The 21,031-nt window shown below is 42.3% G+C and carries 19 protein-coding genes; 11 read left to right on the forward strand and 8 right to left on the reverse strand.

What is annotated here, in order from left to right; translation table 11 throughout:
• Positions 1–8 precede the first annotated feature (8 nt).
• The 6 genes from recO to L8106_RS04360 all read left to right on the forward strand — a co-directional run bounded on the left by recO (position 9) and on the right by L8106_RS04360 (position 7,561).
• Entirely contained in the window at positions 9–920 is a 912-nt protein-coding gene (recO, locus tag L8106_RS04335) for a DNA repair protein RecO (protein ID WP_009782987.1), read from the forward strand.
• Positions 921–1,332: 412 nt separating this feature from the next.
• On the forward strand, positions 1,333–2,829 hold the full coding sequence (locus tag L8106_RS04340) for an MFS transporter (protein ID WP_009782988.1): 1,497 nt from the start codon (positions 1,333–1,335) through the stop codon (positions 2,827–2,829).
• A 255-nt stretch (positions 2,830–3,084) separates the two neighbouring features.
• Positions 3,085–4,260 carry a glycosyltransferase family 4 protein gene (locus L8106_RS04345; protein WP_009782989.1) on the forward strand — a complete coding sequence of 392 codons (1,176 nt, stop codon included), beginning with the start codon at positions 3,085–3,087 and terminating at the stop codon, positions 4,258–4,260.
• Between the two features lie 61 nt (positions 4,261–4,321).
• Positions 4,322–5,020, forward strand: coding sequence for a GUN4 domain-containing protein (locus L8106_RS29340; RefSeq protein ID WP_009782990.1), 699 nt, complete (start codon positions 4,322–4,324; stop codon positions 5,018–5,020).
• 428 nt (positions 5,021–5,448) lie between these two features.
• Positions 5,449–6,513, forward strand: a complete 1,065-nt coding sequence (hemE, locus tag L8106_RS04355; RefSeq protein WP_009782991.1) for a uroporphyrinogen decarboxylase — start codon at positions 5,449–5,451, stop codon at positions 6,511–6,513.
• Between the two features lie 97 nt (positions 6,514–6,610).
• Positions 6,611–7,561, forward strand: a complete 951-nt coding sequence (locus L8106_RS04360; protein WP_039895527.1) for an NAD(P)-dependent oxidoreductase — start codon at positions 6,611–6,613, stop codon at positions 7,559–7,561.
• A 26-nt stretch (positions 7,562–7,587) separates the two neighbouring features.
• On the opposite strand, the gene L8106_RS29345 is transcribed toward L8106_RS04360, so the two are convergent.
• The 5 genes from L8106_RS29345 to L8106_RS04385 all read right to left on the reverse strand — a co-directional run bounded on the left by L8106_RS29345 (position 7,588) and on the right by L8106_RS04385 (position 10,064).
• Positions 7,588–8,553 (reverse strand): hypothetical protein, encoded by a 966-nt coding sequence (locus L8106_RS29345; RefSeq protein ID WP_009782993.1) that lies wholly within the window; start codon positions 8,551–8,553, stop codon positions 7,588–7,590.
• A 65-nt stretch (positions 8,554–8,618) separates the two neighbouring features.
• Positions 8,619–8,963, reverse strand: coding sequence for a type II toxin-antitoxin system PemK/MazF family toxin (locus tag L8106_RS04370; protein WP_009782994.1), 345 nt, complete (start codon positions 8,961–8,963; stop codon positions 8,619–8,621).
• A complete protein-coding gene (locus tag L8106_RS04375) occupies positions 8,956–9,147 on the reverse strand; it encodes a hypothetical protein (protein WP_009782995.1) in 192 nt (63 codons plus the stop codon). Before L8106_RS04375 ends, L8106_RS04370 begins: the two co-directional genes overlap by 8 nt.
• Before the next feature lie 81 nt (positions 9,148–9,228).
• Positions 9,229–9,411: a DUF433 domain-containing protein gene (locus L8106_RS34165; RefSeq protein WP_009782996.1), complete on the reverse strand. Its 183-nt coding sequence runs from the start codon at positions 9,409–9,411 to the stop codon at positions 9,229–9,231.
• A 95-nt stretch (positions 9,412–9,506) separates the two neighbouring features.
• Positions 9,507–10,064: a peroxiredoxin gene (locus L8106_RS04385; RefSeq protein ID WP_009782997.1), complete on the reverse strand. Its 558-nt coding sequence runs from the start codon at positions 10,062–10,064 to the stop codon at positions 9,507–9,509.
• Positions 10,065–10,231: 167 nt separating this feature from the next.
• Between L8106_RS04385 and L8106_RS29350 the strand changes: the two genes are divergently transcribed.
• Both L8106_RS29350 and L8106_RS04395 read left to right on the forward strand, forming a co-directional pair.
• Complete coding sequence (locus tag L8106_RS29350) at positions 10,232–10,834, forward strand: hypothetical protein (RefSeq protein ID WP_009782998.1); 603 nt, start codon at positions 10,232–10,234, stop codon at positions 10,832–10,834.
• 392 nt (positions 10,835–11,226) lie between these two features.
• Positions 11,227–13,596, forward strand: coding sequence for a PhoX family phosphatase (locus L8106_RS04395; RefSeq protein WP_009782999.1), 2,370 nt, complete (start codon positions 11,227–11,229; stop codon positions 13,594–13,596).
• A 134-nt stretch (positions 13,597–13,730) separates the two neighbouring features.
• Here L8106_RS04395 and L8106_RS04400 read toward each other — a convergent pair whose 3' ends face one another.
• The 3 genes from L8106_RS04400 to thrS all read right to left on the reverse strand — a co-directional run bounded on the left by L8106_RS04400 (position 13,731) and on the right by thrS (position 16,379).
• Positions 13,731–14,018, reverse strand: coding sequence for a type II toxin-antitoxin system RelE/ParE family toxin (locus L8106_RS04400; RefSeq protein ID WP_009783000.1), 288 nt, complete (start codon positions 14,016–14,018; stop codon positions 13,731–13,733).
• Entirely contained in the window at positions 14,003–14,191 is a 189-nt protein-coding gene (locus L8106_RS04405) for a hypothetical protein (RefSeq protein WP_009783001.1), read from the reverse strand. The genes L8106_RS04400 and L8106_RS04405 overlap by 16 nt, the downstream gene beginning before the upstream one ends.
• 361 nt (positions 14,192–14,552) lie before the next feature.
• Positions 14,553–16,379: a threonine--tRNA ligase gene (thrS, locus tag L8106_RS04410; protein ID WP_009783002.1), complete on the reverse strand. Its 1,827-nt coding sequence runs from the start codon at positions 16,377–16,379 to the stop codon at positions 14,553–14,555.
• 297 nt (positions 16,380–16,676) lie between these two features.
• Between thrS and L8106_RS04415 the strand changes: the two genes are divergently transcribed.
• The 3 genes from L8106_RS04415 to L8106_RS33465 all read left to right on the forward strand — a co-directional run bounded on the left by L8106_RS04415 (position 16,677) and on the right by L8106_RS33465 (position 21,027).
• On the forward strand, positions 16,677–17,006 hold the full coding sequence (locus tag L8106_RS04415) for a DUF2605 domain-containing protein (protein ID WP_009783003.1): 330 nt from the start codon (positions 16,677–16,679) through the stop codon (positions 17,004–17,006).
• A gap of 304 nt (positions 17,007–17,310) precedes the next feature.
• Positions 17,311–17,622: a DUF2973 domain-containing protein gene (locus tag L8106_RS04420; protein WP_009783004.1), complete on the forward strand. Its 312-nt coding sequence runs from the start codon at positions 17,311–17,313 to the stop codon at positions 17,620–17,622.
• 357 nt (positions 17,623–17,979) lie between these two features.
• Complete coding sequence (locus L8106_RS33465; RefSeq protein WP_009783005.1) at positions 17,980–21,027, forward strand: DUF4912 domain-containing protein; 3,048 nt, start codon at positions 17,980–17,982, stop codon at positions 21,025–21,027.
• The last annotated feature ends 4 nt before the right edge of the window (positions 21,028–21,031 follow it).

Here is a 21,031-nt window from a genome sequence, read left to right on the forward strand (position 1 = left end):
AGCTGACTATGAGTCGAACCTACACCGCAACAGGAATTAATTTAAAAGCGATCCCTTTAGGAGAGTCTGATCGTCTCCTGACGATTTTAACACCCGAACACGGTTTAATCCGTGCTGTTGCTCCTTCGGCCCGAAAACCCCGATCAAAGCTGGGAGGGCGCAGCGAGTTATTTATTGTCAATCAACTCCTGCTGTACAAAGGGCGATCGCTTGATAGAATTACCCAAGCCGATCTGATCAAATCCTATGGCGGTTTAAGTCAAAATCTCGGAAAACTCTCAGCCAGTCAGTATTTAGCAGAAGTCGTGTTATCTGTCGCCTTGAGTGAACATCCTCAAGAAGAACTATTTCTGTTGTTGAATGAACATTTAGATCGCTTAGAACATTTACCCAATACTCCACAAATTGAAACCATCACCGCAACAATTGCTTATCTGACGCACGGGATGTTTCACCTCTTGGCTTGGAGTGGGATTTCGCCCCAAGTTCAGCACTGCTGTCTCACCCAACGTCCCCTGGTTGCTAATTTTACCAATCCCCGTTGGCGCGTGGGGTTTAGTCTAGAGGCGGGTGGAGTCATCAGTTTAGAAGCCAGAGAAAAACAAACTCCCGACAACAAAACCGATCGCCAATCTACAAACCCTTCTCAACCTTTTGGGGGGATAACCCATGTTAAACTAAGTGCAGCTCAGTTAGCGATTTTGCAAAGATTAGCTCATCCTCGTTTGAGTGATGAGTTTGAGTCTGGGCTGATGTCTCAACAAACCGCGACGACAACTCCTCGTTCTATTTCTCTGTCTGATTGGGTAGCGGTTGAACGTCTTCTCCGGCGATATGCTGAGTATCATTTAGGGCGTGCTATTCGCTCGGCTACGTTGATTGACACGTATGTTGAGCAGTTTCAACTGAGCTATTTCTGATCGCAGTCTTGGCTCAACCTTAGATTTTCAAAGGAACACTCAGCAAGACAAGAGTTGGCCAGAGGAATTATTGAGTTGATGAACAAGGGTTGAGTAAAGTGATTACTGAGTCTTCAGTCTGCACAAACGCTTTCTGAAATGAATCGATTTGGGTATCGGATGAGTTTGCTTGAAACTTTAGAAAAGATTTCTCACTCTAAAATTGAGAGAAAATCTGTTTCGGGAACAGGTGAACTGGACAGGGGTTAAATAAAGCATCAGATCAACGGCAATGATTGCTATTTGCCAGATCAAAAGAAGCAAAAATTTCTCATCCCTAAATTCAATCAAAATAATAAGTTAATCATTGTGATTCCCTGTCCTCATCTCAACTGAACCCAATCTGCTGAGTCCGCTAAATCTAAAAAATATAATGCAATCGTTAAATCCAGAAAAAAAATCGTCAGTAAAAAAAGAAGCAAAAAGTGGATATTTAGAACGGGATTCAACTCCAGAAAATCCATTGAATCCACAGCATAAGGACAAGGTCAATCATCCTCAAACATCAACTCAAAAAACATTAACTCAAAATTCCCTTAAAACCCAGCCATCAGCACCCTCAAATATGCTCAGAGAAGACGAGGAAGAACGAGGCTTTTTACCTGTACTCAGAAATGGCAACTTCTTAGTTCTTTGGAGTGGTCAAGTTTTTTCCCAACTTGCGGATAAAGTCTATCTGGTTTTAATGATTGCTTTGATTTCTACCCGCTTTCAGCAAGCCGATCAAACCATTAGCGGTTGGGTTTCAGCCGTGATGATTGCCTTTACTATTCCCGCCGTATTGTTCGGTGCGGGAGCCGGAGTTTATGTGGATCGATGGCCGAAAAAAATCGTTTTAGTCCTCACCAATCTCCTGCGAGGAGGGTTTGTTTTAGTCCTTCCCTTACTTTTATGGTTTTCGGAGGGGATGAGCTTAGGCTCTCTACCATTGGGTTTTTGCCTATTGTTAACAATGACCTTTTTAGTCTCAACTTTAACCCAATTTTTTGCTCCCGCCGAACAAACTGTCATTCCTTTAATTGTTGAACGCAAGCACTTATTATCAGCCAATTCCCTTTACACAACCACAATGATGGCCTCGGTGATTATTGGGTTTGCCGTCGGAGAACCGATTTTAGCCATTGCCGATCAATTTTTTGAAACGATGGGTTGGGGTCTAAATATTGGCAAAGAATTAATTGTTGGGGGAAGTTATGCGATCGCTGGCTTGCTATTAATGGGACTGAAAGTTCGGGAAAAAAGAAATTTCCAAGCCGAAACTCCCCACGTCTTAGACGACTTGCGCGATGGCGTGAAATATCTCAACGAACATCACAAAGTTCGCAACGCCCTCATCCAACTGATTATTTTATTTAGCATCTTTGCCGCTCTTGCCGTTCTTGCCGTTCGTTTAGCGGAGATCATCCCCTCCCTCAAATCTTCCCAATTTGGCTTTCTGCTGGCCGCCGCAGGGGTCGGTATGGCGATTGGTGCAGGGTTGCTCGGTCAGCTCGGACATCGGTTATCTCATATTCAGCTTGCTTTAGTTGGTTCCATTGGGCTAGCGACTTGTTTAATGGGTTTAGCCCTGTTTGGTCAGCAGTTAGCTTCAGCTTTCATCTTTATTGTCCTTCTGGGCTTGTGTGCTGCGGTGGTGGGTATTCCCATGCAAACCACCATCCAAGCCGAAACTCCCGAACAAATGCGAGGAAAAGTCTTTGGTTTACAAAATAACGCTGTGAATATTGCCTTGAGTTTACCTCTAGCATTAGCGGGAGTTGCAGAAACTTATCTGGGTTTGTCTGTCGTTTTTATCGGTTTAGCGGCGATGGCAAGTCTAGGCGGGGTTTTAACTTGGTATATCAACAGACGCGAATTCAAACAGTCATAAGTCACGGTTGAGGGTTTTATAGCAGTTCGCGCTGGTATGTTAATAAATCTTCGAGAACCCAGAAACCTAAAACCTTGATTTAAAGGGTTTTTCAATCTCCTGTTCCCTCTCCTGTTCCCTGTTCCCTGTTCCCTGTTCCCTGCGCGAAGCGCCATAGCTTGTCCTAAAGACATAGAATCAGTAAATTTAGATGCGTAACAGCTTATTCGTGGTAAATTCATCCAAAACCAACGAATGACACTCTTATTCACCTGAATGCATATTGCTTGGCTTGGAAAAAAATCACCGTTTTGTGGGAATGTCACCTATTCGAGAGAAGTCACCAACACCCTATTAGACCGAGGATATCAGGTTAGCTTCCTCCATTTTGCCGCTGAAAACTCTCCTCCTGAACAAGGTCACAAAGGAACTCGGGATTGGTCGTTAAGTTGTCAGACTCAGGAAGTTTCTCTCCCTTGTTTGTACAAATCTCAAATTTATACCATTCCCACCTTCAAATCGAGTAAAGTTTTGATGCAGTCGTTACGACAATTACAACCCGATGTCGTTCATGCGTCGTTAACCCTCTCTCCCCTGGATTTTGTTCTTCCTGAAATTTGTGAGGAACTGAATCTGCCTTTAGTGGCAACCTTTCATCCACCCTTTGATCGCAAATTGCGTAATCTGACATCCGGTACTCAACATCTGATGTACCAGATTTATGCTCCTTTTTTGGCTCATTACGATTGCGTGATTGTATTTTCCCAAATTCAACGGGATTTATTAGTGCGGTTGGGGGTACCAGAAGCCAAAGTCGCCGTGATTCCCAATGGAGTCGATGAACTCAAGTATTCACCAGGGCCATCCCGACTGAAGGCTGAGTTACAAGCGGATCGGGTCTTTGTCTATCAAGGTCGTCTTGCTCCTGAAAAAAACGTTGAGTCTCTGCTGAAAGCTTGGAAAAAGTCAGAAATGGGTCACGATTGCCATTTAGTCATTGTTGGAGATGGGCCGTTAGCGACTTCGTTACAGATGTATTATGGGTCTGGAGATGGAGTCGTCTGGCTCGGTTTTGTTCGGGATGAAGATCAACGCATTGAAATTTTGCGGGGGGCGGATGTGTTTATTTTGCCTTCTCTGGTTGAGGGATTATCGCTGTCATTACTTGAAGCTATGGCTTGTGGGGTTGCTTGTATTGCCACAGATGCCGGGGCTGATGGAGAAGTTCTAGAAGGAGGTGCTGGCATTGTCTTGGAAACCCAAGGGGTAGCGACTCAACTGCGAACTCTACTTCCCCTCTTTCGCGATCATCGAGAGTTCAGTACACTTTTGGGATATAAAGCTCGTCAACGGGTATTAGATCGATATACACTAAGTCGGAATATTACTCAAATGGAACAGTTGTATGCGGAGATTGTTCAACAAAGGCGTGTACCTTGCCCTCGTCGCTAAAGGGTCGGGGGATATGGCTAAGTGAACTCACAACCAAGCAGATCTAGTCTCGATCAGACAGATGGTGAACCGAGAACGAACGATTGTTGTCTTAGGGGTTGTCAGTGCAATCGCCTCTCTCGTCATTGGAATGGCGAGAACAGCAACGGTGTCTGAACTCCCTCACAAGCAACCTGACTATGAACGACTCTCGAAAATGTTAGCGGCCGGAGCGTTTCAAAAAGCAGACCGACAAACCTATCGGATCATGTTGATTGTATTACAAAAGTACCCCGATCAACTTTCAAAATCAGTTTATTTGACCGAAGATGATATTGCAAATTTTCCCTGTAAAGATTTACTCAAGCTTGATCAACTTTGGTATCAGTATAGTCGCGGAAAGTTTGGTTTTAGAACTCAGCAGCAAATTTGGATGAATCTTCAGCAGAGTCAGGATTCTCAATTCTGGAATCTCTCCCAATTATTTGATGATTTTGCCCAACAAGTGAACTGGAAAGTGTCTCAAGGTTGGAAATCCTACGAGGAATTAACGTTTGATTTAACGGCAAATCCTGGTCATTTACCTGCACTGGCTACCGGGGGTTCGGTGACAACAACAATTCCAGTCAAGGATAACCAAAAATTAAAATCTAAAACAGATATGCCGCTCTGGGAATTTAATGTTAACTGTGTTCGAGTCAATCAAAAGGATCAGTTGATTAAATGTACACCTAATCTCAGTCCAGCTATTTTTTCTCGTTTAGCCAGTTGTCAAATATAGATTGATTATCTTAATTGTTATACTCTTTTAACTTCAAGACTTTTCTACCCCTCTTGGATAACAGTTGGATTCAAAAAATAATCTATTCACGATTTATAATTCATAATTCTGTTGATCAACGGGGTGAGCAAATTTTCTCCCCGTGCAACCGACTTCCCTCCTCAAAGCTTACCAGTCTCTAGAAAAAAGATTGCCAACCTTAACCCACAGAGGCATGAGTACAGTTGCATCATGTATCAGGTTGGGATTGAAATAAAATGTTACTTTCAGAGTTCTAGGGGAGAAATACCGTTGCTGGCTGCAATTGATCTGTCTACACCCGATCTTTACCCCTGGTGACTTGCTCAAATCTGATGAGATGCGATCGCGAGAGTGATACTCTAGATAGAAGAATTCAGATCATTAATATAAAGTAAAGTGAAGTTGAAATGAGTGAATCGACCCAAATTCCCTATCTGTTGCGGGCGGCGCGTGGAGAACAGTTAGACCGCCCTCCCGTGTGGATGATGCGACAGGCGGGTCGCTATATGAAAGCCTATCGAGACTTGCGCGACCAATACCCCTCTTTTCGCGATCGCTCTGAGAAAACTGACATCGCAGTTGAAATTTCTCTGCAACCTTATCGCGCTTTTGCACCCGATGGCGTGATTTTGTTCTCTGATATTCTCACTCCTTTACCGGGAATGGGGATTAATTTCGATATTGTTGAAAGCAAAGGGCCGATTATCGATCCGCCGATTCGGAGTCTGTCTCAAATTGAACAAGTTTATCCTCTCGAACCTGAAGAATCTCTCCCGTTTATTCGCGAGATTTTACAAACTTTGCGTCAAGAAGTGGGTAATAAAGCCGCTGTTTTGGGGTTTGTTGGCGCTCCCTGGACGTTAGCTGCTTATGCGATTGAAGGAAAAAGTTCTAAGGATTATACTGTCATTAAAAGTATGGCATTTTCTGAACCGGAAATGCTGCATCAATTCCTCGGAAAACTAGCCGATTCAATTGCAACTTATGTTCGCTATCAAATTGATTGTGGCGCTCAAATTGTTCAGATGTTTGACTCTTGGGCGGGTCAATTAGCACCCCAAGATTACGAAACGTTTGCATTACCTTATCAAAAACGAGTGGTTGATTTGGTCAAACAAACGCATCCAGATACGCCGATGATTCTTTATATTAACGGTAGTTCTGGAATATTAGAACGGATGTCAAAAACTGGCGTTGATATGATTAGTGTAGACTGGACTGTAGATATGGCGGAGGCGAGAAGTCGCATTGGTCATCATCTCGGAGTTCAAGGAAATATTGATCCTTGTGTTTTATTTGGGTCAAAACAATTGATTCGCGATCGCATTTTGGAAACGATTCGCAAAGCAGGAAATCGAGGTCATATTCTCAATCTCGGACATGGAGTTCTCCAAAAAACACCGGAAGAAAATGTGGCTTATTTCTTTGAAACTGCAAAACAAGCTGATCAATTGTTAGCGGTTTCTGTCTGATTTTGAATCTAATCTTGAAAGATTCTAGATGAAGAATGACGGATAGCTTTTTCAGATTCTATATAAAATCTATCCGTTGTTTCTCTCCGCTATGCTTATGACCAAACGAATTTTAATCACGGGGGCTAGTGGCTGTATTGGTCACTATATTGCTGAAATTCTGATTCAACAAACGGATTATGAACTGTATTTTCTAGTTCGTAACCCGGATAAGTTGGGGTTTGATTATCAAGCCCGTTCAGGTATTTTTATCATCAAAGCCGATCTACGAGATATTGAACAATTTAGCGAACTTTTACCCACGATTAATATTGCGATTTTAGCGGCGACTTCTTGGGGCGGAATTGAAGAAGTTTTTACAGTTAATGTTAAGAGTACCCTAAACTTAATTAAACATCTCAACCCTCAAGTTTGTGAACAAATTCTCTACTTTTCAACCGCGAGTGTTTTAGGTCGAGATAATCAACCTCTCAAACAAGCAGGTGAAATTGGAACTGATTATATTCGCTCAAAATATGAATGTTTGCATCAACTTCTAGACCTTGAACAAACCTTACCCCCTTTGAAAATTTTATTCCCAACTTTGGTATTTGGCGGAGATACGAATAAACCCTATTCTCATCTATCTTCGGGTTTACCGGATGTCGTCAAACAGCTTAATTTCATTCGCTGGTTAAAAGCCGATGCAAGTTTTCATTTTATTCACGCCGAAGATATCGCCAAAGTTGTTTTTTATCTGGTTAATCACCCACCTAACTCATTACAAACGGAACAATTTGTTCTGGGAAATCCAGCAATTACCGTGAATCAAGCGATTGAAGAAATTTGTCATTTTTACCATAAAAAAATCTATTTTCGCTTCAATTTATCTTCAGCACTCACCAATATTATCATTAAAGTCTTTAAGATTCAGATCGCAGATTGGGATAGATTCTGTATCAGCTATCGTCATTTTACCTATCAAAACCCCATTAATCCCTCTGTTTTTAACGTTCAACCCTCTTATCCGACTCTTACAGATATTTTAAAAGCGAGTTCAAAGAAATAAATTAAAAATACTTGAATTTAGATTGATTAGTCATCATAAGCTCTCGAATTCATATAATGTCCCATTTGCCCTTCACACATTAAGCAACCTGACATATAACTATCTTCTATATCCCCTGCAACAAATGTACCACAGTAGCCGCAATCGTCCACCTGATCGTGAGTAGTTAAGCAAGATAAACAGAGCCATCCATTACTTGTAAAAATTACTGATGGTTCCTCGATATATTCGCAATCATTGCAGTATGCAAAACTATCTTCATAATCGGACAAGCATTCGCTCATTACATCTCTAAACTCAAAAGTTTTGCCACAAGATGCACAACTTAATGAAGTAAAAAGGCTAAATTCACTTGTATATCTAGTATATCTAGCTTTTATTAGACTGGAATGACAAGATGGACATCTGATGTTTTCAGTTGCCTCTTCCAGAATTTTATGTTTAAACTTGATACCTTCAAATGACTGCTTACAGGCTACCTCTTCAGCTTTATACACGTCGGCTGTATTTAAAAAAGCTTGCCAACATATTTCCCCAAGAAGTTTATGCGGTTCTTCATTTAAAACATCATTTATGAAGTCTCGAATTAGAATAAAAGATTTAGCAATAACCTCACGAACTGCATCAGGAGATTTATCTGTATAGTAATGTTCTATATTGTTACGAAGTTTATTTAGCTCGTCAAACTTTTTCCAGTCTACTATAATTTTAAGGCTGCTAAATCTTTCCTTAATATCTTGAACGTCTACTGTTTTTTTGCCAACACCTAGAAAATTTATATTTCCTGCACCATCATCAACTGGCCTTATATCTTTTTTAATTAAAACTTCCCTATCATATGAAGGAGATAAACGGCAAAGTTTCTCCTTGTACAGCAGAAGTATTCCAGCACAAATATTTCTGACGGCAGACAGATACCTTCTACTGTCACCTAGCAGGTAGTCTTCTACACCCACCTGTATTGATTCAATCGCATTATTTAGAAGAGACATAGCCTCCGCCTTTCTATTAAAAATATTTTCATTAAAATCTTAAAAATTTAGGTTGCTAATCAGTTTTAGAGTTCATCTTTATCGGAAGCTGTCTTCGGAAATCCCAGCCACAACAACAAAGTCTCTTCAATTTTTCCTAACTGTTCCGAGTTTAATTCACCCAGTTTTCTGAGGAGTTTTGCGTGAGGAATGGTAATAATATTCTGCACATCGAAGACACCAGACTTCAAGAATTTAGCTTTAACATCTACCTCAAAACGTGAACCTCTCGGACTCGTTGTATGAGGAACTAGAGTTGCTAACGCTCGATCTTGCTCGAAAGCAGGAATACTGACCACCAAACAGGGTCTAACTTTGGCAACATAACCCAGATCAACAAGCCAAACTTCGCCACGTTCAGGACTACTCATAATCTGCTTCTTGCTGATCGAGTGTTAAGAATAACTCCTCAGCATTTAAAACCAAGTCTTCATCTGTCAACGGTGGAAAATCCAAATGGACAAGCCGCCTCAAAATTTCTACCGCAACCTCAAGTTGCTCTGCATCAGGTAAGCGATCAAAAGTATTAAGAATCTCTTGTGCTAAAACAGTCATAAATTTAAAAGCTGGATCTATTTAGACATTAGCACAGGTCTTAGAAACCTAGCAGGGTGTTCAGTTTAATCAAATTATACCTTAGATTCGCGCTGGGTTTTTACTGCCCGCAGTTTTTCCCAAGCAGCTTAAGTTACAGGTTTGAGGGGTTGTGCTGTTATGATAATCAAGCAGAGTTTTCATAGGTACACGAGTTCCAACAAAAACAGGGGTTCCACCTAAGATGTCAGGATCACTATGAATAACACGCGCTGCGGTTGCCATGTCAGTTATCCATTCGTAGGAATTACTCTTATTTTAGCTAATCTTCAAACACAGCCTAACTCAGCTTATTGTTATTGATGTGCTTCTATTCTGCTTTAGACAGTATTCTGCACGAGCCATTCTATGACTTCTTGTGCATTTTTGTCGGGTGGGAAAACGGGATAAAAGACTTTAACAATTTTTCCATTATCTGCAATTAGGGTGAGTCGCTTAATTAATCGTTTTCCCTCTACTTCAAAGGTAGGTAATTTTAATGAGGTTGTCAGTAAAAAATCTGCATCGCTGAGAAGTTCAAAAGGCAAGTGCAGTCGTTCAACTGCTTCTTGTTGGGATGATGAGTCTTGTGTACTAAGTCCGTATACCTGCACTCCCAGAGTTTGTAATTCAGCATGATAATCCCGAAAAGCACAAGATTGCCAAGTACAACCCGCAGCGCCCGGTATCTGTTCCCATCCATCGGGTATGGGTACATTAGGTTGCTTCGTCATGGGATAACAGTAAAGAACAACCTTTCCCAAAAGAGTTGATAAGTCTAATTGATTACCGCCAGTAGAAGTGAGTGTTAATTGAGGTAATCTTTCACCCAACAGGTGATTACACGCCCTGTCATCCTGGGGAATTGGTAATTTTGATAAATCAGGTAAATATTCCATCTACAACTCCCTAATCTAACCAGTAACTTAAGAAGAATCAACCCAGAAAACTAACAATCAACCCATCAGTTACCAGATACACTCTTAACTTAACCCAATTTTAACAGAAATTTAATTTGAAGTTGTTATACTCCTCCTGTGTTGCTTTGTAAAATTTTAGTGCTTCCATGTGGGTTTTCAATCGCCTGTTAAAGATTACTTTTCTAACTCTGATTAACTGTTACTTCTTGAGTTCTATTGCTGTTGCTCAAGCTGATGAACGTCATCTCACGATTGATGCTAACACTCCTTCCTACAACGTGTTAGTTCAAAAAGCAGAAACTCTAGCCAAACAATCTATCGAACAAGCATTTCAAGAAAACTCAACCCTCGAATCTATGACAATTATGATTCTCGGTGAACGAGGAGGTCAAACTGTACCGATTTTAAGGGCTAGAGTAACTCGTAGTCAATGGCAAGCCAACAGCGATGTTTCCGAGTTGACAAGATATTTCATCCGTTCAGAGTCTCTACTCGGTTACAACCAAGCCACTCCCAATGAGTCAGCGACACGTTCTGCTTCTAGTCCGAGAACCCGTCCTCAACCCAACACTCAACAAACCCGTTCTCAACCGTCAACTTCCCCGGTGTCTCCTTCTCGACCGACTCAGACAACATCTCCCCAACCTTTTCCCAATATAAACGAATCCCCCAATATTATTCGCCTTGAACCCCGTTCCACTCCTCGTCGTAGCCCGCAAGAAAATGATCCCGGCTTTCGAGATGATTAGAGCATCAGTAGAAATATTTTGCTCAAAATACTACTGAAAACTCCCTCAATTCTGGGGCAATAAATTCAATTTTTTTGATATGACTTAACCTTTTATTTACCAGAATTTAATTACTTTTTAGTTAATGTTTTTTTTAACAAATCTTAAATATCTAGCAATAAGATGTTAGAGGTTTACGTGCGAGTTGAATGAATCAATCAAACTGAGTAACGGGTGTAATTTAGGATTCTCAACCTAGCAATCAATAGGGCAACCTCTATATATCCTTCATAACCTGGGGAATCCATTCCGGAAAGTGCAAGTTTTTTTGACTCACTTCAACTCGCCATGAGAGTAGAAATCAGTCATCTACCCTCTCTACAGCAACAGAGAGAAAAGAGAGTTAAATTTCAATGTCTAAATTCACTCGTCGGCAATTCCTAATTTTCTTTGGCAGCAGTGCTGCGGCCACAACACTAACTCCTAAAATCGAATCCAGCTTGTTCGGCACAAACGGTAGTATTGCTCAAGCTCAAGCCTCCTCCTCCTTTACACCAGTCAAGCTACCGCATCCCCTGACGGCATACACTCAAATGGCGAGTGCCGTTCCCACTGGGGGAAATGGGAGTACCACTCCGACTGGTATGGGAATGCTTTCTGCCGGACAAGATCTCAACTTGTCATCCTACGAAGTCTTTGATGATGTCGTCGTTCCGCCAGAGTTTGAACGCTATGTAATCATCAGTTGGGGCGATCGCGTATTCCCAGATTCCAACGATTACTTCGGTTACAACAACGACTACACCAGCTTTATCCCCACCAGTTCAGACTTCTCTGAAGGTTTCCTGTGGGTTAACCACGAATATGTTTCCTACCCCATCTCACCTGTTGCACCGGGTGCAGACGAAGATTTAGCACCATTTGGTTCAACGGCTCCGGCTGTACTCGGTATAGATTTATCCACTCGGAACCGAGATACTTTGGGTGAATTCTTCTACAACTTGGGTGGATCGATCATCTTTATGAGAAAAGGGGCGGATGGTCGTTTTGCAGTAGAGTCTGGAAATCCTTTCAACCGACGCATTCACGGACTTTCTGGTTTAGGAATTAACGCTGAACGCAGCGACGGCTATCAAAATGTCACCTCCTGGGGAAGTCGCCAAGGAGACGCTAACTTCTTAGTCGGAACTGGGCCTGCGGCGGCAGAAGTCTTCCCTTTAAGTTCCGACGGGTTAGGAAACCGGGTTATCGGTACTTTTGCTAACTGTTCAGGCGGCACGACCCCTTGGGGAACGATTCTCACCGCAGAAGAAAACTTCCAGGGTTCAGAAAACTTCTTCATGGGTGTTCAAGAAGGGGTTCTCCCCAACGGTACCCAAACTGGATACGTCGAAGGTACTGCCGGGGCCGAATTTGGTATGGTGGGCGAAAAGTACGGCTGGATGGTGGAAGTCGCCCCGAGCGATCCGAACTTCCGTCCCCGCAAACATACCTATTTAGGTCGTTTCCGTCACGAAAATATTGCTTTTCGCGTTGAACCGGGTCGTCCGCTTGTGGGATATATGGGAGATGACCGTCGAGGTGGACATACTTGGAAATTTGTCAGTTCTGGTGTGGTTGAGTCTCCGACTGCGGCTGTCAACAGTTCTTTATTTGAACTCGGAACGCTCTATGTTGCCAAGCTGAATGCTGATGGTACGGGAGAATGGATTCCAGTCAATTTACAAACTCCAACTAATCCTAATGTTCCCAGTGAAATTGCCTCCGTTGAGTTGCAGTTCCGTGGAGAAGCTCAACGAGATGGTCGAGTTCGTTTACCTAAACGGGCGGGAATTGCTGGAGAAACTGAAGATGGCGGTTCTTTAATTGTTGACCTCACCAACGAAGCCACGGCATTACCCGACTATCAAGGGAAAACTTTAGCCGATTTCTACACTTCTCAAGGGGCTGTTTTAGTTGATGCTTTCTTGGCTGCTAATTTAGTCGGAGGAACTCCCACCGCTCGCCCAGAGGATGTGGATATCAATCCGATGACTGGGGAAATCTTCGTGGCTTACACCGATGGAGAACCGGGTGGTGATGGTTATCCAGACTCTCGTATTTTTATTGTCAGTAAGTACACGCCCGATATCACAGCTCCTCAAACCTCCGGGGGTTTGTACAAAATCGTTGAAGATGGCAACGATCCTGCATCTCTGACGTTTACCTGGCAAAACATTGCCAAAGGGGGCGAAGGCGGAGCATTAAGTGGTGCAGGTTATGCCAATGTGGATAACCTGGAGTTTGACAGCCAGGGTAACGTTTGGGGCGTAACGGATATGTCTACCAGTAACCACAATGGGTTTACAACGGGGGCTAATCCGGAAGCGCGAGAGATTGACCATACGACAACCGGATCTGCGGGGAATTTATCGGGGGTATTTGGCAATAACTGGCTGTTTGTCATTCCGATGAGTGGTGCAATGGCAGGTGAAGTGATTCCTTTTGCCTACGGCCCAGTCCGGTGCGAAATGACAGGGCCATACTTTATCCGTAATGCAGCAGGACAGAGTGAAACCTTACTTCTGGCGGTTCAGCATCCGGGTGAAGATGTTCCCCTCGGTGATGGTGTGAAACTGAGTCGTTCTATTCCCATGTTGAGTTTAGACGGTAATTTGTTTAACCAAGAGCGGTTAGTTCCTCGGGGTAGTAACTGGCCGAGTAATATTCAAGGAGATCCAAATGGCCCACCCAAGCCGGCTGTGATTGGTGTTCGTCGGGTTAATGGCGGCGCATTTGTTTAATTAACTTCTGTTTTCTTTCAAACAATATAGGGGTACTGTATTTGTACCCCTAATTGAGCATTGAGAATTGAGTTTTAGAATGAGAAATCCCTCTCTCTTACTAATAGATTTGAGAGAGGTTAACTGTTCTGTAACTATAACTTTAATAATCGTTTTCCATGAACGATGGCAGCCACCGTCACAGTCTCATCCTTAACTTGATATAAAATTCGATAGCTATAAGCAGGTTGCTCTCGAATAGTTTCATCACCAAACTCTTGAATGATATTGCCCGATAGTGGACAATCACTCAACTCACGAGTTGCCTCAATGATGCGTTGCACAACTGCCGCTGCGTAAGAGACAGAATCTCTGGCAATATAGGCAGCAATAGCATCAATATCATCTAAGGCTTTTGGCGACCAAACTACTTGATAATCCATTTACTCAGTAAACCTTCTGCTTCATCTTGTGTCATTTTTCGCGCTGTATCCAAAACAGCAATTCCATGCCGAAATTTTTCAATTACATAGAGGTGATATTGGACATCTTCAAGGGAACAGTCATCGGGTAAATGCTTCAACAAAGACTCTATTTCTTTCTTGGTTGCACTCATATTAGTTTGTTTTAATTAAATTTGTCTAAGTCTATTATACCCGATCCCCTTAACTTCACGATGCACAATACAGTCCTTCAAATACAATGTTCCAGCGATTTTTATCCCCAAAAGTCGTAATATTACCTTACAAATTTATACTCATGGGAAACATAATATTCCTCAAATGATATTGCACCCCTAATGAACGAGAGAGTTCAGCTTCCATTCCCATTTAGAAGGTAGTCCATGCAGGAGGTCGTTGACTGAGTAGTTTTCCCCAGAGGGAGATCCTAGCATCAGCAACTTCCATCACTTGCAAATCGATGATATCAAATTTATCCCCATTGGTCAGCATTTATTAGGGTCTTTTTTTCCCAGTTTAGAAGTCTTCAAAATTGGCGATCGCATTTTGTATCCGTTGACAAACCTCATCGACTGGGAGCGTCCCCAATTCACCCGAGGCGCGGGTTCTAATACTCAGACTATTAGCCTCAACCTCTTTTGCTCCGATAATTGCCATGACTGGGATTTTTTCCTTTTCGGCGTTGCGAATTTGTTTTCCTAACCGTTCCCGGCTCCTATCAACCTCAGCGCGAATGTCCAGCGATCGCATTTTCTCTACAACCTCTTGGGTATAAGTTAAAAACTCATCACTGACTGCTAATAACCGCACTTGTATCGGAGCCAACCACAGGGGAAAATCTCCCGCGTATTGTTCGATCAAAATCCCGATTAAGCGTTCGAGAGAACCAAAGGGCGCTCGGTGGATCATCACAGGACGTTGACGAGTTCCATCTTCGGCTACATATTCTAAATCAAACCGTTCCGGCAAATTATAATCAACCTGTACCGTTCCCAGTTGCCACTCTCGATCAAGGACATCCTGAAAGATAAAGTCGAGTTTCGGGCCATAAAATGCCGCTTCTCCTATGCCGAGAAAATGATCCATCTCCAGGGTTTCTACCGCTTTTGTGATGGCTGATTCAGCTTTGTTCCAAACCTGATCAGAACCGATATATTTGTCTGACTCGGGATCACGGAAACTCAGTCGCGCCTTAAAGTTACTCAGTTTTAATTTGCCAAAAACAGACAAGATCAGATCGACAACATTTAAGAATTCACTTTCTAGCTGTTCGGGAGTCACAAATAAATGAGAATCATCGACGGTAAACCCACGAACCCGAGTTAATCCTCCGAGTTCTCCTGACTGTTCATAACGGTAGACTGTCCCAAATTCAGCGAGTCGGATCGGAAGTTCTCGGTAAGAGCGTAATTCACTCTTGTAGATTTGGATATGAAACGGACAGTTCATCGGTTTGAGAACAAACCCCTGTTCTAACTTGGCAGCTTCCTCATCTTCTGCCATCATCGGAAACATATCTTCACGATATTGCTGCCAATGTCCCGATGCTTTAAACAAATCAATTCGGCCAATATGGGGCGTAACAACAGGTAAATAGCCCCGTTTGAGTTGTTCTTTTTTCAGGAAATCTTCTAAAGTGCTTCGCAGGACAGTTCCCTTGGGAGTCCACAACGGCAAACCTGGCCCGACGACATCAGCAAAAATAAATAGTCCTAATTCTTTACCGAGTTTCCGGTGATCCCGTTTTAAAGCTTCTTCCTTGCGGCGTTTGTATTCAGCCAGTTGTTCGGGAGTTTCCCAAGCCGTCCCGTAAATCCGTTGAAGTTGGGCTTTGGTTTCATCCCCTCGCCAATAAGCTCCGGCTAAACTTTCCAGTTCAATGGCTTTAGGATGAATATCAGCGGTATTTTCCACATGAGGGCCTGCACACAAGTCCCACCACCCGTCGCCGAGGTAATAAATGGTAATCGGATCTTCTAAACCCTCTAAAATCTCTAGTTTGTAGGGTTCTCCGAGTTCTTCTATGCGACGTTTGGCTTCCTCACGGGAGAGTTCTTCGCGCACCACAGGTAATTTGCGCTTGATAATCTTTGCCATTTCTTTTTGAATGGCTTTGAGATCTTTTTCGGTAAATGGCTCTGGACTGTCAAAATCATAATAGAAGCCGTTTTCTATCCAAGGGCCGATCGTTACCTGAGCCTTGGGAAAGAGCTTCTGAACTGCCATCGCCATGATATGAGACGCGGTATGGCGAATCTTTTTTAGGGTTTCCGATTCGCTCGTTTTCGGTAAATGGATTTTTTCGGGCTGTTCGGGAGAAGCGTTTGACTCTGCGGTAGCCATCGATCACTGGAGTATATTGTTGACAAATTGTAGCTTGGGTGGATCTAGGTTTGGGTTTTCCAGAAAGCCATCCAACTCTACCGATTTACTTGTTTTTGACAGGTACAATTTTCTCTTATCCTATCATTCTTGCTCACAATCGACAGATCTCAGCTTGCACTCAACCCCAGACGGACACCAGACTCCTGACCAGACTTCTGGAAAACAGTCTGTATTCTGAAAGATTTCTTAAAAAAAATGTTACAAAACTTAAAGAGTGTTAAGATTAGATGTTAGTAAGTCGCAGAACAACGATTCATGCTCAGTCCCAACCTACCTGAACCCGAACTCCTCAAAACAATACTGCAACCTCTGTTAGAAGATTTTCAATACTGGTTTGAGCGTTCACGAAATCTGCTGGAAACAGAAGAGATTTCATTTTTGAGTGAAAAACAGCAAATCGATTTGCTAGACCGGGTGAAGCACGCTCAACAAGAAGTAACGACGGCTAAAGTCTTGTTTCAGGCTACCGATGGTCAAGTCGGCGTGGAAATGACCGTATTAATGCCTTGGCATAAACTTCTGACAGAATGCTGGCAGATTTCTACTCGTTTTCGCTTAGAACAGTCTAAAGGTGTAGAAAGCTAGGACTTGAGAGGGAGAAAATTGTCGAATTAGCAATTTTGGAGACATTAACTCAATATCATTGAAGTGAGCAGTAGGCTGTTTGACCAGGTTCGGGGTTGTACGTGATCTAAATAGTCTTCTGGCTGGATCTGTAGAGATAGATATCATTACTCAGTCCCGGTATGTAAGGGTAAGAGTATGTCAAAATCTATATAGTGCCGATTTAAGTTGACGACCGTTAAGCTGATTGTGATTTACTGATTATTCATTTTTAAAAATCTTTGTTACTTCCACTAGCAGACTCATAAATTCAAAGGAGAATACGATGTTACATTTGATTTACATCCTGGCTTTTACAATTCTTGCATTTCTGGCTGTGCGTAATTTGATTCACAGTTTGATTGTTGTAGGTATGGAATCTCAGCGACCTCCAATGCCTCGAAATACCTATCGCGACTCATCGGGTATATTGAGAAATGCTGACCATCCTGAACTCCTCGATGATTCTGGTAATATGGTTAGAGAGCCGTTACTGGTGATGCGTTCTTTCTCCATGCAAGATGCTCGTACTCAGCTCGATAGTTTGTATCAATCTTCCCCGAATGCAAGCGAAGAAGCACCAGAGGAAAAGTCTTAGAAATCAATACTTGATCAAGTTGAGGTCTTTACTAAGTTGTTTTTGGCATCGCTTACATTAAATCGAGTTAGCGTTCTCAACTTGTTAAAAAGATATCAAAACAAATTTCCACACCGCAACAACGAACAAGAGACGCACCAAGAACAATCTATATCCGGCTAATCCACAAAAAAATGATCAAGCAAGCACCCCAGATCAACAGATCGGGGTGTATAATTGTTGGGTATTTTCGTTAAGTTCTAGACCAATATTTCTAAATCATCGCGAAAAGACAAGACTTTATAGCTTTTAGATGGTAAGATTAGCAATGCGATCGCTTCGGAAGTGCTAAACCCCGATCACCTTAATCTTCCCGTGATGCCCCAAACGCAACTCTACTTTTTAGCAGACTCTTTTCCGCTTTCTCAATACAGTGACTTGGCGGATCAATATCTAGTTTTTAGACCTCAAGCTTTTTTAGGGTTGACTCACATAACCCCTGTGTCAGCAGTCGAGACAAAACTGACTTTTTCAAATTGGGCAATCTCAACACATCTAACGGATACAATCGCAATGAGTCCGACTGTTTCCCCCGTTATGAATCGCCCGATCAACATCTCCTCGACAATTATTTCTCAACAGTCTAATAGCCCAATTGAAGAATATCCACAAACTCAACAACCTGCTAACTCCGAAGTTCCACAAATACCGATTGGGTTATGGGGATTAATACCGATCTTAATTATATTCGGTTTGGTTTCAGTTTGGATGCTGAGAAATCGTTCTTCACAGTCTGAACCGATTACAAAAAATCATCAACCTTTATCCACAACTCCTCAATCGGAAAATCAAGCGTTAGAAACAACTCATTCAGCAACAAAAACGATTTCTGAGACTGATTCTGTTTCAGAAAGTTATCAATTTAATCACTCAAAATCAGGGAATATTAACGAGAATTCAGAAAATTCAGAAGAAGTTTTAAAACAAGAGAACGAAGAAACAATCCTTTCAGAAATTAGGAGTGAACCGTTTGTTGTTATCGACAATCAAGTGATAGAACGTTATCAAGATCACGACTTAGAAGCAGATCTTTGGCACGATACAGAAGAAAAAACCGAGGACGTTTCAGCCGTTGAGAATGAGGTCGAGAAAAGTTCTCAATTCCAAGATCTAGAAGCTAGCCGTCTTGACGAAACTCAAGCAGCCCCTGAAAATCTTACAGAAGTTCAGGAAGAAGAAATCATATTTTCAGCAGTGGAGAATGAACCGTTAGCAGAGCAAGCAAATAATCAGATTGAAGCAGCCGAACCAAGCTTAATACTGTCAGTAACTCCAGAATCAGACAATCATCAGATTGATGAGTTGAAATCTACACAACCTTTACCCGAACCCATATTCTTAGACTCAGAAACAGACTCAGAAACTGAAACACAAGACGACCAAACCAAAACTATTTTATCAGAAGAACTGACAATTAATTCTGCGATCGCAGAACCTGTAAAGACGTTAGAAGAAAATCAGATTCAATCTCCCGAAACAGAACACACCGATTCAGAAATTATCACTAATTTTGCAGACCAAGAAGAAAGAATCACAGAAAACTTAACAGACAATTTAACAGAAACAGAAAATGTCGCCTTAACAGGTGGAGTGGCGTCCGTCGGGAGTACAGAATCTCTCGATACTGTCAACGAACCCCAAGAAGTAGACGAGATCAAAGCCACCGTAGAGGCGAGTGAAGCCGTTAATCCGTCTTTATACACCGAAACTCTAGAAATAGAAAACATCAGTGCGGCAACTTCTGATACTCTAGACTCAACAGCAGATAGTTCTACGCGAGTTGGCGGAGCAATAGCAGGAATGGCTTTTCCAGAAATTGACAACGGTTCAGATTCTGCCTCGGATTCTAGATCAGACAGCGCCCAAGACATCAAGCAGACAACAGATACAATCAGTTCAATGACAGATGTTCCTCGACCCCAGACAGAGACATCTCAGCCAGCGACACCCAAACATTCCAAAGTGGCTTCTAGCATTGTAGAGGCTTCAGCAGAGGCTTCAGAGGAAGAATCCTCTCTCAGTGATCACAAAAGCTGGATTGTTCTCGAACTTCATGATCCCGAGAACTTGTATGCTTATTGGAATATCCTCGACGAAGATAGACAGCAAATACGCCAACAGGGAGGACAACAGTTTGCACTGCGTTTCTACGATGTGACTTTTATCGACATGGATGTTCAAAAGCCTCACAGCTTGCAAGAGTATGAATGTGAGGAGTCGGCTAAAGAGTTATATATCCATGTGCCGATGAAAGAACGGGATTATATTGCAGAAATCGGCTACGTTACAGAAGAAGGTCGTTGGTTAAAGTTAGTTCGTTCCACTTATATACACTTTCCCTGGGATTTTCCCTGGCCAGAAAAACCCCCACAAACAACCGATGAAGCTGAGGATGAAGCTGAGGACAAACCGGAAGTAGAAACGCCTGAACCGACTGATAAAATTGAACCTTCTCCAGAAGATCAGCCAGAAGAAACCGAGACAATTACGAATGTTGAACAACCCCCAACTAAATCGGGTTTAGATGTGATTTCAACAGAAGAAACTGCTGTGATCGAACCCCCATCTACATCAGTTAAACATCAAGAATTCGATCAAAAGATTCCCTCAGCAGAAACAGTTCAAACGACAAGTCAACCGAATATAAGTTCTCCAAAAATAGAACAACCGAAGTCGGTTCATAAGGTGGAAATATTCTCCATAGAAAGCCCTCAGTTAGTAGAAGAACCTTCAAAAGCTTCAACCTCGGCGCCAGAAACGCTTTCCGAGGATGAAACTCAATCTAATATTGCGGCAACTAAATTTAATCTCGGACAGTCAGAGACAATTGAACAATTGGCAGTAGTCGATGAAGGGTTGCCTAAGTTACCAGAAGGGTATGGTGAAACAAAAATTGTTCTTTTACCGATTGATCCCAACTTTATTTATGTGTATTGGGATATTCCCAATGAAGATCGAGAAAAGTTACGCCAACAAGGAGGAAAACAACTCGCCTTACGGGTGTGTGATGTGACAGAGATTGATCTTGATACTCAAGATCCTTATAGTGTTGAGTTTTATGAGTGTGATGAACTGGCGCGTGAATGGCATATTTCTATACCGATGAGTGATCGCGATTATTTGGTAGAAATTGGTTATATTACGAATGATCAGCGTTGGCTGCTGTTAGCACGATCGCTTCATGTTCGGGTTCCACCAATTTATCCTTCTGATCGTGAAGACTATCAACAAAGAACAGTTACTTGGGAAGAAAATTTACGGGGAAACTTTTTTTTTAACTTGAGATCTACTGATTCTCTTTTCTCTTTTCTGAATCAAACAATACAGATGTTTCAGAACCCTTTCTCAAACCCAATAATCAGTTAGAGAA

This window comes from Lyngbya sp. PCC 8106 (assembly GCF_000169095.1).
GTDB lineage: Bacteria > Cyanobacteriota > Cyanobacteriia > Cyanobacteriales > Microcoleaceae > Capilliphycus.